The organism is Pseudomonas sp. EA_105y_Pfl2_R69, from assembly GCF_963970915.1.
In the GTDB taxonomy this organism is placed as follows: Bacteria; Pseudomonadota; Gammaproteobacteria; order Pseudomonadales; family Pseudomonadaceae; genus Aquipseudomonas.
On sequence record NZ_CAXAOO010000001.1, the window covers coordinates 54,800 to 70,033 of the forward strand.

Below are 15,234 nucleotides of genomic sequence, written 5' to 3' on the forward strand. Positions count from 1 at the left end.
GCTCGCCCTGATGCTGCCGAGGGTGACCACGCCGTCGGCGTTATCGCGCCCCAGCCAGGTGGTCCAGCCCAGCAGGCAAGGATTGTCCGCGCCGAGGCGCAATTCGCGTATTTCGTCCTGGCGCAGTTCCAGGCGGATGTCGTAGTCCAGCGGGTCGCGCAGGGTGAAACGCACCAGCGCGCACAGCGGCTGGTAGCCGCTGCCGATCGGTAAAAATTCGTGGAAGCGCTCCCAGTTGAGCTGCTGCACATGGATGCGGAACTTGCCGCCGCGGTCGCGCACGAACTCGCCGAGCACCAGGCTTTCGCCCAGTTGGCTATTGGCCAGGCCGAGGCGGTTGCGTTGCTCGCCGAGGATTTCCACCTGGCGCTCCAGGCATTGCTCGATATGCAGCGCGGCGTGCTTGAAGTAGTAGCGCAGCACCGACTCGATCAGCGCCGCCGAGTGGGCGCGCAGGCTGAGCAGGCCGAGGTAGGGCAGCAGGCGCTTCCAGTTCAGCTCCGAGGCGGCACGGATCTGCGCGCCGCCCAGGCCGATCAGGGCGAACAGCTGCTCGGAGAAGGGGTCCGCCGCGCCGCTCTGGAAGCGTGCGTGGTAGCGATACTTCTGCCAGGTGGGCAGCAGCAGGCGTTGCAGGCGGTTGTTGAACAGGTCGAGAAAGGCCCGGGTCGGGTTACCGTCTTCGCTGTCGCCCAGGGCCTGCTCGCCATAGAAGGCCGGCAGCGGCGAGCCGGCCCCGAACAGGCTGACCAGGTTGATGCGCAGGCGCGCGCGCAGCTCGCCGTGTTCCTCGAAGAACTGCACGCGATCGATATCGCTGCCGGGAAAACCCATGCTCGGGTTGGCCTGCAGTTCCAGGTGCTGATACAGCGCCTCCTCGTCCAGCTCGGGATGGGCGGCCTGCAAGCGCTCCAGCACCAGCTGTACACCCTGGAACAGGCTGTACTCGCGGATGCCGCGGCTAAGCCGGTTAAGACCCGGTGCGGTCAAGGCAAGGAGCTGCTCAGGCGCCGTTGCCGTCGGGTTCGCAGGGCTCATTTACACCTCGTGAAGTCGGGTGCGACTCCAAGCACTTCGGCACCCGCCGCTGCCTTGCCTGCCGCCAGCTCGCCTGCCTCTGTGCGGAGTCTCATAGCAGGGGCTGCTGCCCCATGCGCGGCGTCCATTGATACAGCTCTCCCTGGGTGCTCTGTACGCGCAGCTCGTGGTACGAGTTCAAGCTGGCATACAGGGCGAAAAATTCATTGAGCACGGTGGCGAACAGGAACAGATCGCCCTCGCCGACATAGCCCTCTGGGTTGATCGTCAGCTGGGTGCGCACCCCGCGTACCGGCAAGCCACGGTGCAGGCGGTCGACGTGCTGGTGGCTGATGCTTTTCAGGCCGTCGAGCAGGCGCTTGCTGACCTTCTCCGCGTGCTGGTCGTAATAGCGCGGCAGGTCGTAGGTCTCGAGGATCACCTTGAGCGCTTCGACGTTGGCCAGCGACAGGTAGTTCAGCGACATATTGCTGATCAGTTTCCAGAGGAAATCGCGGTGCAGCGGCGGCGCATAGCTGGGCGTCACCGCGCTGATATTGCGGAAGGTGAGGAACTCCGGGGTGTCCTCGCAGGGTAGGCAGATATCGCCCAGGCCCAGCTGGCGCGGCAGGTTCTGGTTGGTGCAGGTCAGCTCGATCGACAGCGTCTCGTGCTGATCGAGGTTGCGCAGGCCGAAGCTCAGGTAGGTCTCCAGACCGTCGCCGAGCATCGAGGGCTGCTGGCGCACGCTGTAGTGCGGACGGGCGTGGGGCACGTCGAAGCTGGCGTCGTGTTCGAAGGACTCGAACGGCACGTACTCCTCATAACCCTTGCCGCCGGGCTTCCAGCCGGTGACCCGGTCCACCGAGAACACCCCGCAGTGCTCGGCGTCGAGCTCGGCCGGCAGCAGCAGGTACTGATCCTGCTTGCCGTCGAGGCGGATCGGGATGGCATCGTGGGCGAACAGGTTGACCACCGGCGTGCAGTACAGGCGCACGTTGTCCAGGGTCGGGCGAATGCGCTGCACGCCAGCCTTGTGGATATCGAAACGCAGCTCGATGCCGCGAGCCTGCTTGAGCAGGTCTGCAGGCAGGCGCTTGAGCGCATCCAGGCCGAGCAGGTCGACGAACAGGAACTTGTCCTGGAAGGCGAAATATTCCTGCAGGTAGCGGTAGCCGCGGAAGGTGTTGAGCGGGTAGGGGATCAACGCCTGGTCTTCGTCGAAGCCCACCGGCTGCACATTGGCGGCGGGCAACTGCAGGCTGGCAACGGGTTGCTGAAGCGCATCGAGCAGCGGCTTGCCGGCGGCATCGAGCAGTACCAGCTGGATGCCACCGAGGTGGCGCAGCAGGCTCAGATAGAGCAACTGGCTGATATAGCGCTCGCCGGCCAGGTGCAGGCGCAACTGCTTGAGGTCGAGATCGCCGAGGTGGCCATCGGCGCTCATCGCCAGACGCAGGCTGAGCAGCGCGCCGTCGCCCTTGACCGAATAGTCGAGGCCATTGAGCGCCAGCGGCAGCACTTCGGTGGCGAAGGCCGTGCGGAAGCGACAGGTCACGCCCTGAATGGCCTTGGCCTCCACCGGCGTATGCCGCGGCACCGGCAAGGCCGGCCCAGGCCGCTTGAGCGGGTCGAACTGGAGCATGCTGAACGCCGGCAGCGGGCGCATATAGTTCGGCCACAGCAGGTGCATCAGCGAATGGGTCAGCTCCGGCAGCTCGTCATCGAGCTTCTGCCGCAAGCGTCCGGTGAGAAAGGCGAAACCCTCCAGCAGCCGCTCGACATCCGGGTCGCGGCCGCTCTGCCCAAGAAACGGTGCCAACGCCGGGCTGCGCTCGGCAAAGCGTTTGCCGAGTTGGCGCAGGGCGGTGAGCTCGCTCTGGTAGTAGTGGTTGAAAGACATCTCAGCGGTTCATCCTTGTGCTGGTTCGGCTCAGCCGCCGATGAGAACGGTGCCGGAACCTGCGGTAACCACATTGCCATGGCTGCCCACGGTACCCACGACGGTCGCCGGCTTGCCGTTGATCAGCACGGTGGGGATGACCGCACCGACCAGGGCACCGCCGCAGGCGGAGGCATCGCCCATGCGCGCGGCAGGCAGGCTGTCGAACAGTACGTTGGGCGAACCGGCGGCGATCGGATTGGTGCCGTGGCCGGGGATCGGGCAGGCGGTGGGATCGCTGAGGCGGGCGGCGGGTTTACCAGACATGGACTCTCCTTAATTGACCTTGACCTGTCCGCTGCCGTCCAGGCGCGCGGAGAAACTGACTTGGCGTTTAAAGCCATCCACTTCCAGCAGGCCTTCGATGGCAAAGGCCAGGCTCAGCGGGTTGTTGTCGCGGGGCAGGGAAATCACCCGCACCTCGCGTAAACGCGGTTCGTACGCTTCGATAAAGCGTTCGATGGCGATACGCGCCTGCTGCAGCGAATCGTGCAGCGACAGGCGCATATCGTTGAGATCGGGCAACCCGTAGTCGGGCAGCGTTTGCACGCTGCCCGCCCGGGTGCTGAGCATCTTCGCCAGGTGAGTCGCCACGGACGCCATGACGGCGACCTCGCGGCTCCAGCCAGCGCGTTGGCTGGCTTCACCGCCGAGGCGTTCGAACAGGCTTCCGTAGCTCACCGGCTGTTACTCCTTGTCCAGCTTGCCAACCAAGGACAGGGTGAAATCGGCACCCATGTACTTGAAGTGCGGGCGCACGTTGAGGCTGACGCGGTACCAGCCCGGCTCACCATCGACATCGCTGACGATGACCTGGGCGGCGCGCAGCGGACGACGGCTACGCACTTCGGAGCTCGGGTTTTCCTGGTCGGCGACGAACTGGCGGATCCACTTGTTGAGTTCCAGTTCGAGGTCGGTGCGTTCTTTCCACGCACCGATCTGCTCGCGCTGCAGCACTTTCAGGTAGTGGGCCAGACGGTTAATGATGAACATGTACGGCAGCTGGGTGCCGAGCTTGTAGTTCAGTTCAGCGGTCTTGCCTTCTTCGCTGATGCCGAAGAACTTCGGCTTCTGCGCCGAGTTGGCGGAGAAGAATGCGGCGTTGTCGCTGCCTTTGCGCATGGTCAGGGCGATAAAGCCTTCTTCGGCCAGCTCGTATTCACGACGGTCGGAGACCAGCACTTCGGTCGGGATCTTGGTTTCGATCTCGCCCATGCTTTCGAAGTGGTGCAGCGGCAGATCTTCTACCGCGCCGCCGCTCTGCGGGCCGATGATGTTCGGGCACCAGCGGAACTTGGCGAAGCTGTCGGTCAGCTTGGAGGCGAAGGTGTAGGCGGTGTTGCCCCACAGGTAGTGCTCGTGGCTGTTGGCGACGTTCTCTTTGTAGACGAAGGTCTTCACCGGGTTGTCTTCCGGATCGTAGGGGTTGCGCAGGAGGAAGCGCGGCACGGTCAGGCCGACGTAACGGGCGTCTTCCTGCTCGCGGAAGCTCTGCCATTTGGCGAACTGCGGGCCTTCGAAGTGATCCTTCAGGTCCTTCAGGTCCGGCAGGCCGGTGTAGCTTTCCAGGCCGAAGAACTTCGGGCCGGCGGCGGCGATAAACGGCGCGTGGGACATGCTGGCGACACTGGCAACGTATTGCAGGGTCTTGACGTCCGGGGCGCTCGGGTCGAAGAAGTAGTTGGCGATCAGCGCGCCGACCGGCTGGCCACCGAACTGGCCGTACTCGGCGGTGTAGATGTGCTTGTACAGGCCGGACTGGGTGATCTCCGGGCTGTCTTCGAAGTCATCGAGCAGGTCCTGCTTGGAGGCGTTGATGATCTCCAGCTTGATGTTTTCGCGGAAGTTGGTGCGGTCCACCAGCAGCTTGAGGCCGCGCCAGGAGGATTCCAGCGCCTGGAACTCGGCGTTGTGGAGGATTTCGTCCATCTGCCGGCTGAGCTTGGCGTCGATCTCCGCGATCATGCGGTCGACCATGGCCTTCTTTACTGGCTCATTTTCGTTCTGCGGCTTCAGCAACTCTTCGATAAAGGCCGACACGCCACGCTTGGCGATGTCGTAGGCTTCGTCGTCCGGAGTCAGTTTGGTTTCGGCAATGATGCGGTCGAGGATGCCGAGGTCGGCGGCGCTGCGACCGCTTTCTACTGCTGCACTAGTGCTCATGAATTAGCTTCCTTGTTAATTGAATCAGGAGTCCAGCTTGCCTTGGGCGGCCAGGCCGAGTTCGCCGAGTACGCGGTCACGCGAGTCGTCGTCGGCGAGCACGCTTTCGATCGCCTTGCGGAAGGCCGGGGCGTTGCCCAGCGGGCCTTTCAGGGCGACCAGGGCGTCGCGCAGTTCCATCAGCTTCTTCAGTTCGGGAACCTGCTCGACCAGGTTGGCCGGGTTGAAGTCCTTCATCGAGTTGATGTTCAGCTGCACGGCCAGTTCGTCGTCGCTCGGCTCGTCCTGCAGACGGTTCGGCACGCCGAAGGTCAGGTTGAGTTCCTGCTTGGCCAGCACTTCGTCGAAGCTGTTCTTGTCGATGCTGATCGGCTTGCGGTCTTCGATCTTGCGTTCGTCGGCGCGCTGGGTGAAATCACCCAGAACCATCAGTTTCAGTGGCAGCTCGATCTCTTCCTGAGCACCGCCGGTGGCGGGTTTGAAAGTGACGTTGATGCGTTCCTTGGGGGCTACCGAGCCTTCTTTGGCCATGGTTGTTCTCCTTTGCGTTGATGGCCCGGGGGCCTTTGGGGCGTGCTCAGGGCAGACGACGAGACGTCACCTGGCCTGAGCGTGCCTACTCCAGCACCACCTCGAGGTCGAGGTGGCACAACCTGCGGTAGATCTCTTCCTTGTGCTCGCGCACCGCATGGTTCTGCGGCAGCAGCTCGCAACAGCTGTGCAGCATGCGCAGTACATCGAGGGCGAGATCGGGTTCCCAGTCGCCGAGGCCGGTGGCCTGCAGCGTCTGGTCCAGCGATTCGAGTTGGGTCTTGGCCAGTTCGTATTTCTTCGCGCTGTAGCACAGACGCGCCAGGGTCAGTTGCCAGAAGAAGCGTTCGCGGCCGCCGCGGGCCTTGGCCAGGCCGAGCTTGAGTTGCTGCACGGCGCTTTTCAGGCCGTCCTTGCGTAGCTTCGGCAACACTTCCTGCAGGGCGATTTCCCAGGCCGGCTGGCTGTCGCCATCCTGGGCGGCCGGGGCGCTGGCGTTGGTCGGGGCCTGCAGATGGGGCATGACATGGGAGCTGAGCCAGGCGCGGGTCTGGGCGTCGGCGAAGGCGCTGCCGTCGTGGAAGCGCAGCTCTTCCAGGCCACTCATGCGCTGCATAAACAGCGCGAGCTGGATCTCCACCTCGCGCATCGCCTGTTCGGCATCCAGTTCGTGCAGGCATTGCCAGACCAGGTGCTGGCCGTCGAGCCAGAACGGCGCGCGGGCGATGCTGGCTTCCAGGTCGACCAGCAGGTCGGCGTACTGGCCGTTGAGGTAGCGTTCCTGATAGCTGGCCAGCTTGTCCGTCGGTAGGCCGCGCAGGGCGGTGATCTGTTCGGCATTGCGCTCCGGCAGGCTGTCGATCGGCAGCCACAGCAGGGTGCGCGCGAGGCGCAGGGCGCGCAGGTCGCTGGCCTTCTGCTTGAGCCAGTAGGCGCAGAGCGGCCGCGCCTGGTCCTGCAGGGTGCGCAGGCTCTTGTGCGCTTCCTTTTCGTTTTCGATGGGCGCGCCGGGGGTGAGCATCTGGCTGGCGGCCTGCTTGACCTGGGCAATCGCCGCACCCACCGAGCCGGGTTCCGGCTGGCCCTGGCTGGCGCGCTTGACCAGCTCGTCGAGGCGGCGGCACAGCGGCAGCAGCAGCGGCGCGTCTTCACCCAGGTGTTCGGCCAGGCAGGCTTCCAGGGCGCGCAATTGTTCGGCGAGGCTGCGGAACAGCGCCAGTTGCTCGCCGATCGGCACATGTTCGGCCAGGGCCTGTTCCAGGCGCGGAATCAGCCAGCCAATGGCGGCGGCGCGGGTACGCGGTTTGCGTGGGTGCAACTCGGCCCAGTGATTCAGGCACAGGTAGTGCAGCAGGCTGAAACCGGCCTGCAGGCCGGGAAAGGACTCGCGCTGATAGAGGCCCCAGATCAGCCAGGAGGCGACGCGCAGATCCTTGGAGTGGGCGCTGAGCAGTATCTCGCTGTTTTCGCGGACTTTCTGCCAGTCGATGGCTGCGGTTTCGTGCAGCGCGGTGGCCTTGCCCAGCTCGTTCTCGAGGACTTCGTATTCTGTGGAATAACGCACGTCAGCGCCGGCAAAGTTCCCTTCATTAATAGGGAGTCTGGCCAGCTCTAAATAATGAGCGGTGAGTTTGTTTGAATAGGTCATTCCATGACTCAATGTGTTTGCGCGTGCAACTTTTTGAACTCCGACCTGGTCTAGGTCGGCCGTGCTGCAATAGCGCAAGTGCGCAACTTCTTGCGCACCTGGATGTGCAACAACTTGCGCAGATCCCTCGTGAGGTGGGCATCCTAGCCTCATGGGGCGGGGCGGGCAACCATCCAAAGTGTGAAATATGTATCAGTGGACGATATTTGACGATTAATAAGTGGGACGATAGTTCCTGAGGATTGTGAGAACTAATACGCAAGTAAATTAATCATGCAGTTCGTGTAGGGATAGAGCGATCTAACTGTAAGTAATTGCTTACTGGCAAACTAGTGGCACGTCACAGAAGTTGTCTGGATATTGTCCGTTTATGTGCGCCGGGCGGTGTTTTTGTCAGGGCCGGTTATGCAACGCGAGGGGCGGGGGCGCGCATCGGCGTTGATGGGCAAGCGCCAATGCAATCCGGGGAGCGCTGGCGGCCATACGACCGCCCCCCGGATTGCATCCGGGTTAGCGAAGCCGGGGGTGGCCTGTCAGTCTGGCAACGGTTCCGCCCACAGGCTCAGATTGAGCCGGTGCTGGGTACTGGGGGCGAGCACCAGCATGTCATTGAGCAGATTGCCGTGTTCGACGCAGAGCATGCCGGGCCAGGCCTCGTCGGCGAACTGCGACAGGCGTCGGGCCTTGTCGATCCAGGGGGTCCACAGCACCGCCGAACCGGAGCCGCTGCTGTGCAGCTGAATCCGTCGCTGCCAGGCCGGGTCGCGAATGCTCAGTTGCGCCGGGGTGTCCAGATAGATGCGGTCGGTCTCGCCGGCAAAGCCCAGCGCGCCGCTTTGCTGACACGGCTGCCAGTCTTCCAGGGTTTCGACATAACGACAGCCGTGCAGGCCCTCGACCTCGGCCTGGCGAATATCGCCAACCGCGAAGTAGCTGTGCAGCGCCTGGCTGATGGTCAGGGGCGTGTCGCCCAGGTTGTGGTTGCTGAGGCTCAGGTGCAGGCGTTCGTCCAGACGGATACCGAGCCTGAGTTCGGCGGCATGGGGCCAGGTCGGTAGTGGCTGCTCGAGGCTGTTGAAGACGAACTCCAGGTTGACGCCGTCATCCTGGCTGTCGATGCCCAGCAGCTGCCAGTCGAGGCCGCGGACCAGGCCGTGGGCCGGGGCCAGGTGACCGCCCTGGTACAGCGCCTGGACCGCCTGGGGATTGCGCCGCAAGTCGCCGAACCAGGGCCAGCACAGCGGCACGCCGCCGCGCACGCTCTGGCCGTGCTTGAATTCGGCCTGTTCGCTGAGCCAGATCAGCGGCCGTTCGCCATGGCGCTGGTAGCTGAGGATCTGCGCGCCCTGTTGCGCCACCAGCAGTTCAGCCCCGGCTGTGCGCACGCGCCAGCAGGGCAGTTGGTGCATTTCCACCCGCTCGACCAGCGGGCGTTCGGTTCCGTTCATGACTGCGCTCCACGATTGCTCTTCTTACCGGAAAGTGTGAACCGCTGTGCCGGCAAAGGCCATACATAGCAGTTCACTGACCTGGCGCATTGTTGCTCGGTTCCCGCTGGCCTAGTCTGAAAGCGACTTGTGGAGGGATTGATGGGTAAATCATGGATAGCCGTGCCGCTGCTGCTGCTGGGGTTGGCGGCAGGGTTGTGGTGGTGGAGCCGGCCGCAGCCCCTGCCGGTGCGTCTGGTCGAGGTGACGCACGGCCCGGTGGAAAGCCTGGTGGCCAATACCCGCGCCGGTACGCTCAAGGCCTGTCGACGCACCTTGTTGTCCTTCAACCAGGGCGGCCGGGTCGAACAGCGCCTGGTCGAGGAGGGGCAGCGGGTGGCGGCCGGCGAGGTGCTGATGCGCTTGCGCCAGGCCGAATTGCAGGCGCGTCTGCGCGAGGTCGAGGAGCGTCTGCTGGGCCTGCGCAACCGGCGCGAGCAGCGCTGCCTGCAGGCCGATCTGGAGCGCCGTGACCACCAGCGCCTGGCGCAGTTGCAGGCGCGCCAACTGGTGGCCGAGGACCGGGTCGACCAGAGCGCCACCCGCGCGCGCCTGTCGGCGCTGGCTTGCAGCGGGGCCGCGGTGGCGATTCGCGAAACCGAGGCCAGCCTGGCCTTGCAGCGCGCGTTGCTGGATCAGGCCACCCTGCGCGCACCCTTCGCCGGGATCATCGCCGAGATCAACGGCGAAGTCGGCGAGTTCGTCACCCCCTCGCCGCCGGGTATCCCCACCCCGCCGGCGGTGGACCTGATCGACGACAGTTGCCTGTATGTCGAGGCCCCGATCGACGAGGTGGACGCCGCCCGGGTCCAGCCGGGCATGCCGGTGCGGATCACCCTGGATGCCTTTCGCGGCGAGCACTTCGCCGGCCAGGTCAGCCGTATCGCGCCCTTCGTCCGCGACCTGGAGCGCCAGGCGCGCACCGTCGATGTCGAGGTGCATTTCGCGCCGGTGCCGGCCGAGTTGGCCCTGCTGACCGGCTACAGCGCCGATGTGGAAATCCTTCTGCAGCAACATCCCGAGGCCCTGCGCATTGCCACCGAAAGCCTGCTGGAGGGCAGCCGGGTGCTGCGTTATGACCCGGCGGCCGGGGTGCTGCGCGAGGTCGAACTGCGCCTGGGCCTGGCCAACTGGCGCTGGACCGAGGTGCTCGACGGCCTCAGCGAAGGCGACCGCATCCTCGCCAGCCTGGAGCAGGACGGCCTGGTCGATGGCGTGGCGGTGGTGCCCGAGGACGAGGCCGGACCATGATCCGCCTGAGCGGGGTTAGCCGCTGTTTCGTCCTCGGCGATCAGCAGGTCAAGGGCCTGGACCAGGTCGATCTGCAGGTCAGCCCCGGCGAATACCTGGCGGTGATGGGACCGTCCGGTTCGGGCAAGTCGACCCTGCTGAATATCCTCGGCCTGCTCGATGCGCCGGACAGCGGCGAGTACTGGCTCAGCGGCGAAGCCACCGCGAGCCTCGACGAGATCCGCCGGGCCGAACTGCGCAGCCGCCATATCGGCTTCGTGTTTCAGTCCTATCATCTGATCCCGCGCCTGACCGCCCTGGAGAATATCGAGCTGCCGATGCTCCTGGCCGGTATCGAGCCGGCCGAGCGCCAGCGCCGCAGCGCGCGCCTGGTGGAGCGGCTGAACCTCGGCGACCGGGTTCGCCATCGCCCGGCCGAGCTGTCCGGCGGACAGCGTCAGCGCGTCGCCATCGCCCGCGCCATGGTGATGCAGCCGGCGTTGCTGCTGGCCGACGAGCCCACCGGCAACCTCGACAGCCATTCCGGGGCCGAGGTGATCAGGTTGCTCGAGGAACTCAACGGCGAGGGCCTGACCCTGCTGATCGTCACCCACGACGCCACCCTCGGTGCCCGGGCCCGGCGCTGCCTGCGCATGTGCGACGGGCGCATTATCGAAGATGTGCAGCAGGGGTCGGGCGATGCGCGCGGCTGACGCCCTCGGCCTGATGCTCGGTGCCCTGCGTGGGCACCGCTCGCGCAGCCTGATGTTGCTGCTGGCCATGGCCATCGGGGTGATCGCGGTCAACCTGCTCACGGGCCTCGCCGAAGGTGCGCGGCAGTTCGTCATCGGCGAATTCTCGATGCTCGGGCGCAACACCCTGATAGTGCTGCCGGGGCGCAAGGAAACCACCGGCGGCATGCCGCCGCTCACCGGCCTGGCCACCCGCGACCTGACCTTGGGCGATGCGCAAGCCATCGGCCGCCTGCCCAGTGTGCGTCGGGTCGCGCCGCTGCAGGCCGGGCAGGTCGAGGTCAGTGTCGGCAACCGCTCGCGCGAGGCCTTTACCCTGGGTACCAGCCACGAATTCTTCGCCATTCGTCAGCTCGACGTGGGCCAGGGCCAGATACTCCCGGCGCTGCCGCTGGAGCAGGCCGAAGCGGTCTGCGTGATCGGCGCGACCCTGCGTCGCGAGCTGTTCGGCAACGGGCCGGCCCTGGGCGAGTGGCTGCGTGCCGGCGATCGGCGCTTCCGGGTGGTGGGGATTCTCGGCGAGCGCGGCGAATCCTTAGGCATGGATTTCGGCGAGATGCTGATTATCCCGGTGGCCAGCGCCCAGGTGCTGTTCAACCGCGAGGGCCTGTTCCGGGTGTTCGCCGAACTGCGTGGGCCGCACTTTATGCTCAGCGGCAAACGGCAGATTCTCGACACTATCAAGGCTCGTCACGAGGGTAAGGAGGACGTCACCCTGATCAGTCAGGACAGCATGCTGGCGGCCTTCGACGATATTCTTCAAGCCCTCGGCCTGGCCCTGGCTGGCATCGCCGCGATCAGCCTGCTGGTGGCCGGCATCCTGATCATGAACGTGACCTGGATCGCGGTGAACCAGCGCACCGCCGAGATCGGCCTGCTCAAGGCTCTGGGCGCGCGCCCGGCGCAGGTGCGCCTGCTGTTCGTCGGCGAGGCGGCACTGCTGGCCCTGGCCGGCGGCCTGATCGGCCTGGGCCTGAGCGAGGCGCTGCTCTGGCTCGGCCGCCAGCTGTGGGACATCCCCCTGCAGACGCCCTTGTGGGCGCGAATCGGCTCGCTGCTGCTGGCCAGCCTGGCGGCACTGCTGTTCGCCTGGTTGCCGGCCAGCCAGGCGGCGCGCATGGAACCGCTGGCGGCCTTGCGCCCGCCGGGAGCCAGGGCATGAGCGGTCCTGGTGCGCACAGCGCACCCTACAGGTTGGGCTCGCTGTCTGCGGTAAACCGCCGTCTATCTTTTGTAGGAGCGGTGGGAGACACCTTGTCCCATGCCCGCGATGTGCTTGTGACGGTTGGGCAGGCGCAGGTGAAAACCCCCAGTGCGCACGGTCTGGGCGGCCCCGCGACACCCTACGGGGTGGGCGCATTCTCCGGGGTAGGGTGCGCCGTGCGCACCAATCGCCCGTACATAAGGTCACTGCCATGATGCGCTGGCAGGATGGCCTGCGGCTGACCGCCACGACCCTGGTCAGCCGGCCGCTGCGTAGCCTGCTGACCCTGCTCGGGGTGGCCATCGGCATCGCCGCGGTGGCCCTGCTCACCGCCATGGGCGAGGGCCTGCGCCTGTATGTGCTGGATAACTTCTCGCAGTTCGGCACGCGGATCATCGCCATCCATCCCGGCAAGACCCAGACCGGCGGTATCGGCGGCATCCTCAGCAGCGTGCGTCCGCTGAGCCTGGCCGATGCCGATGCGCTGACCCGCCTGCGGCATGTCGAGGCGGTGGTGCCGATCATCCAGGGCAGCGGCGAAATCCAGTACGGCGTGCTGGGGCGGCGCAGCGATATTATCGGCGGCGGCCATCAATTGGCCGAGGCCTGGAGTTTTCGTCTGGCCCTCGGTCAGTTCCTGCCGGCCGCCCGCGCCGGCCGCTCGCCGCCCAACGTGGTGCTCGGCCACAAGCTGCGCCAGGAACTGTTCGGCGTGGCCAATCCGCTCGGTGAACGGGTGCGCGTCGGCGGTGTGCGCTTTCGGGTGATCGGGGTGATCGAGGAGAAGGGCCAGCTGCTTGGCTTCGACCTCGACGATATTGCCTATATCCCGGTGGACTGGGCGCAGAGCCTGTTCAACCGCGACGGCCTGATGGAGATCAATGTGATGTTCACCGCCGGCATCGGCTCGCAGCAGCTGAGCGAGCGGATTCGCCAGCTATTGATCGAGCGCCATGGCGCGGAGGATTTCAGCCTGACTACCCAGGACGACATGCTCGCCAGCCTGGATCGGATCCTTGGCACCCTGACCATCGCCATCGCCGCTCTGGGCGGTATCAGCCTGCTGGTGGGGGCGGTGGGCATTCTCACCATCATGACCACCACAGTCGGCGAACGGACCGCCGAAATCGGCCTGCTGCGTGCAATCGGGGCCACGCCGCGGCAGGTGCTGGGGCTGTTTCTCGCCGAGGCGGCGCTGCTGTCGCTGGCCGGCGGGCTACTCGGCCTGCTGCTGATGGGGCTGCTGCTGGCACTGCTGTACGTCAGCCTGCCCGACCTGCCGCTGAGTCTGGCCCCGGGGTTTCTGCTGCTGGCCCTGCTGCTCTCGGCGCTGATCGGCCTGCTCGCCGGCATCGCTCCGGCCCGCCGTGCCGCGCGCCTGCATCCGGTGGATGCGCTGCGCAGCGAATAGCCGGCTGCGGCTTTCGGCAACCCGGCAGGGCAGCGTCTATAGTCAAGCATGCTGAAAAAATTAATCTGGATCGTGCAAGGCGTGGACCGGTCGCAACGGAACTGTGTGCTTTAGGCCGCGCCTGAGGCTGGAATCCCATGCTTGCCGCGGAACCTGACAAAGCCGTCGACCTCGGCCTGGCCCTGGTCAAGGCCGGCCGTCTGGACGAGGCCGATTACAACCGGGTGCTGCGCATGCAGGCCGGGCAGGCCGAGAGTCCGCCGCTGGCGACCCTGCTCAATCGCCTGGGCCTGGTCTCCGAGCAGGACATCGCCCAGCAGCTGTCGCAGTTGCTCGACTTGCCGCGGGTCGCCGCGGCGGATTTTCCGAGCGCGCCGCTGCTGGCCGAGCGCCTGTCCTATCGCTTCCTCAAGGAATGCCGGGCACTGCCGCTGGAGTTCGACGATGGCGAATTGCTGGTGGCCATGGCCGATCCGCAGGATCACTTCGTGCTCGAGGCGCTGACCCTGGCAGCGGGTTGTCCGATCGCCTCGCGGGTGGCGCTGGGCTCGGAAATCGACGCCGCCATCGAGCGCATGCACGGCCAGGGCCAAAGCCAGATGGGCGACATCCTCTCGCGGGTCGAGGCGAGCGACCAAGAGGCGGTGGAGGACGTCGAGCAGCTGCGCGACCGCGCCAGCGAGGCACCGGTGATCCGCCTGGTCAACCTGATCATCCAGCGCGCGGTGGAGCTGCGCGCCTCGGACATTCATGTCGAGCCCTTCGAGAGCCGGCTCAAGGTGCGCTACCGGGTCGACGGCGTGCTGCAGGAAACCGAGGCACCGCCGGTGCAGCTGTCACCGGCGGTGATCTCGCGGATCAAGCTGATGGCACGGCTGAACATCGCCGAACGGCGCCTGCCGCAGGACGGCCGGATCGAGATGCGCATCCAGGGCAACGACCTCGACATCCGCGTCTCCACGGTACCGACCATGCATGGCGAGAGCGTGGTACTGCGCCTGCTCAACCGCGAAAGCGTGGTGCTCGACTTCGCCGCTCTGGGCTTCAGCGCCCAGCCGTTGCAGCGCCTGCAGAGCGTGTTGAAGATCCCCCACGGCGTGCTGTTGGTCACCGGCCCCACCGGCAGCGGCAAGACCACCACCCTGTACACCGCGCTGAATACCCTGAATACCAGCGAGAGCAAGCTGATCACCGTCGAAGACCCGGTCGAGTACCAGCTCGAGGGGGTCAACCAGATCCAGGTCAAGCCGGCCATTGGCCTGACCTTCGCCACGGCCCTGCGCTCGATCGTGCGCCAGGACCCGGACGTGATAATGGTTGGCGAGATGCGTGACCTGGAGACCGCGCGCATCTGCATCCAGTCGGCGCTGACCGGTCACCTGGTGCTGTCGACCCTGCACACCAACGATGCACCGAGCAGCCTCACCCGCCTGCTGGAAATGGGCGTCGAAGACTACCTGCTGACCTCGACCCTGAATGCGGTGCTGGCCCAGCGCCTGGTGCGCATGCTCTGCACCGAATGCCGCGAAGCCTACCAGCCGCTGCCGGAAATGCTCCGCGAGTTGCGCCTGGATCGCCTGGCCGGCGACCGCCCGGTGACGCTGTACCGGGCCAAGGGCTGCAGCGCCTGCAACGGCACCGGCTACCACGGTCGCATCGCCATCATCGAAGTGCTGGCCATGAGCGATGCCATTCGCAGCCTGATCCTCAAGCATGCCGACGCCGGGGCGCTGCGTCAGGTGGCGCGCGAGGAAGGCATGCTGAGCATGTACGAGGACGGTTGCCTGAAAGCGCTGGACGGCACCACCAATATCGAAGAAGTGCTCCGCGTCACGCAGGAGGGTTGAGC

General features: G+C 65.6%; 11 protein-coding genes and 2 pseudogenes. 5 read left to right on the top strand and 8 right to left on the bottom strand.

All coding sequences use genetic code 11. The annotated features are described in order from the left end of the window. Positions 1-12: 12 nt before the first annotated feature. From tssG to AACY13_RS00245, 8 genes and pseudogenes are all read right to left on the bottom strand, one after another. Positions 13-1,038, bottom strand: a pseudogene (gene tssG / locus AACY13_RS00210) (type VI secretion system baseplate subunit TssG); the annotation flags it as partial. A 91-nt stretch (positions 1,039-1,129) separates the two neighbouring features. Beyond that, positions 1,130-2,920 (bottom strand): type VI secretion system baseplate subunit TssF, encoded by a 1,791-nt coding sequence (tssF, locus tag AACY13_RS00215; protein WP_339458225.1) that lies wholly within the window; start codon positions 2,918-2,920, stop codon positions 1,130-1,132. Between the two features lie 36 nt (positions 2,921-2,956). After that, positions 2,957-3,226, bottom strand: a pseudogene (locus AACY13_RS00220) (PAAR domain-containing protein); the annotation flags it as partial. Between the two features lie 9 nt (positions 3,227-3,235). Next, a complete protein-coding gene (gene tssE, locus AACY13_RS00225; RefSeq protein ID WP_339458227.1) occupies positions 3,236-3,640 on the bottom strand; it encodes a type VI secretion system baseplate subunit TssE in 405 nt (134 codons plus the stop codon). Between the two features lie 6 nt (positions 3,641-3,646). Then, positions 3,647-5,122, bottom strand: coding sequence for a type VI secretion system contractile sheath large subunit (tssC, locus tag AACY13_RS00230; protein WP_339458229.1), 1,476 nt, complete (start codon positions 5,120-5,122; stop codon positions 3,647-3,649). Positions 5,123-5,146: 24 nt separating this feature from the next. After that, entirely contained in the window at positions 5,147-5,653 is a 507-nt protein-coding gene (gene tssB, locus AACY13_RS00235; protein WP_339458231.1) for a type VI secretion system contractile sheath small subunit, read from the bottom strand. Positions 5,654-5,738: 85 nt separating this feature from the next. Continuing rightward, complete coding sequence (gene tssA / locus AACY13_RS00240; protein ID WP_339458233.1) at positions 5,739-7,301, bottom strand: type VI secretion system protein TssA; 1,563 nt, start codon at positions 7,299-7,301, stop codon at positions 5,739-5,741. 533 nt (positions 7,302-7,834) lie between these two features. After that, entirely contained in the window at positions 7,835-8,749 is a 915-nt protein-coding gene (locus tag AACY13_RS00245; RefSeq protein ID WP_339458235.1) for a D-hexose-6-phosphate mutarotase, read from the bottom strand. 141 nt (positions 8,750-8,890) lie between these two features. Between AACY13_RS00245 and AACY13_RS00250 the strand changes: the two genes are divergently transcribed. The 5 genes from AACY13_RS00250 to gspE all read left to right on the top strand — a co-directional run bounded on the left by AACY13_RS00250 (position 8,891) and on the right by gspE (position 15,232). After that, positions 8,891-10,039, top strand: coding sequence for an efflux RND transporter periplasmic adaptor subunit (locus tag AACY13_RS00250; protein WP_339458237.1), 1,149 nt, complete (start codon positions 8,891-8,893; stop codon positions 10,037-10,039). Beyond that, on the top strand, positions 10,036-10,731 hold the full coding sequence (locus AACY13_RS00255) for an ABC transporter ATP-binding protein (protein WP_339458239.1): 696 nt from the start codon (positions 10,036-10,038) through the stop codon (positions 10,729-10,731). The genes AACY13_RS00250 and AACY13_RS00255 overlap by 4 nt, the downstream gene beginning before the upstream one ends. After that, positions 10,718-11,932, top strand: coding sequence for an ABC transporter permease (locus tag AACY13_RS00260; RefSeq protein WP_339458241.1), 1,215 nt, complete (start codon positions 10,718-10,720; stop codon positions 11,930-11,932). Before AACY13_RS00255 ends, AACY13_RS00260 begins: the two co-directional genes overlap by 14 nt. A gap of 256 nt (positions 11,933-12,188) precedes the next feature. Further along, positions 12,189-13,385, top strand: coding sequence for an ABC transporter permease (locus AACY13_RS00265; RefSeq protein WP_339459963.1), 1,197 nt, complete (start codon positions 12,189-12,191; stop codon positions 13,383-13,385). A 137-nt stretch (positions 13,386-13,522) separates the two neighbouring features. Further along, complete coding sequence (gspE, locus tag AACY13_RS00270) at positions 13,523-15,232, top strand: type II secretion system ATPase GspE (protein ID WP_339458243.1); 1,710 nt, start codon at positions 13,523-13,525, stop codon at positions 15,230-15,232. The last annotated feature ends 2 nt before the right edge of the window (positions 15,233-15,234 follow it).

What these genes read in the sequence shown, in the direction of transcription:
- tssF (WP_339458225.1), bottom strand. Translation starts at nt 2,920, where the DNA reads ATGTCTTTCAACCACTACTACCAGAGCGAGCTCACCGCCCTGCGCCAA.
- tssC (WP_339458229.1), bottom strand. Translation starts at nt 5,122, where the DNA reads ATGAGCACTAGTGCAGCAGTAGAAAGCGGTCGCAGCGCCGCCGACCTC.
- tssB (WP_339458231.1), bottom strand. Translation starts at nt 5,653, where the DNA reads ATGGCCAAAGAAGGCTCGGTAGCCCCCAAGGAACGCATCAACGTCACT.
- tssA (WP_339458233.1), bottom strand. Translation starts at nt 7,301, where the DNA reads ATGACCTATTCAAACAAACTCACCGCTCATTATTTAGAGCTGGCCAGA.
- AACY13_RS00245 (WP_339458235.1), bottom strand. Translation starts at nt 8,749, where the DNA reads ATGAACGGAACCGAACGCCCGCTGGTCGAGCGGGTGGAAATGCACCAA.
- AACY13_RS00250 (WP_339458237.1), top strand. Translation starts at nt 8,891, where the DNA reads ATGGGTAAATCATGGATAGCCGTGCCGCTGCTGCTGCTGGGGTTGGCG.
- AACY13_RS00255 (WP_339458239.1), top strand. Translation starts at nt 10,036, where the DNA reads ATGATCCGCCTGAGCGGGGTTAGCCGCTGTTTCGTCCTCGGCGATCAG.
- AACY13_RS00260 (WP_339458241.1), top strand. Translation starts at nt 10,718, where the DNA reads ATGCGCGCGGCTGACGCCCTCGGCCTGATGCTCGGTGCCCTGCGTGGG.
- AACY13_RS00265 (WP_339459963.1), top strand. Translation starts at nt 12,189, where the DNA reads ATGCGCTGGCAGGATGGCCTGCGGCTGACCGCCACGACCCTGGTCAGC.
- gspE (WP_339458243.1), top strand. Translation starts at nt 13,523, where the DNA reads ATGCTTGCCGCGGAACCTGACAAAGCCGTCGACCTCGGCCTGGCCCTG.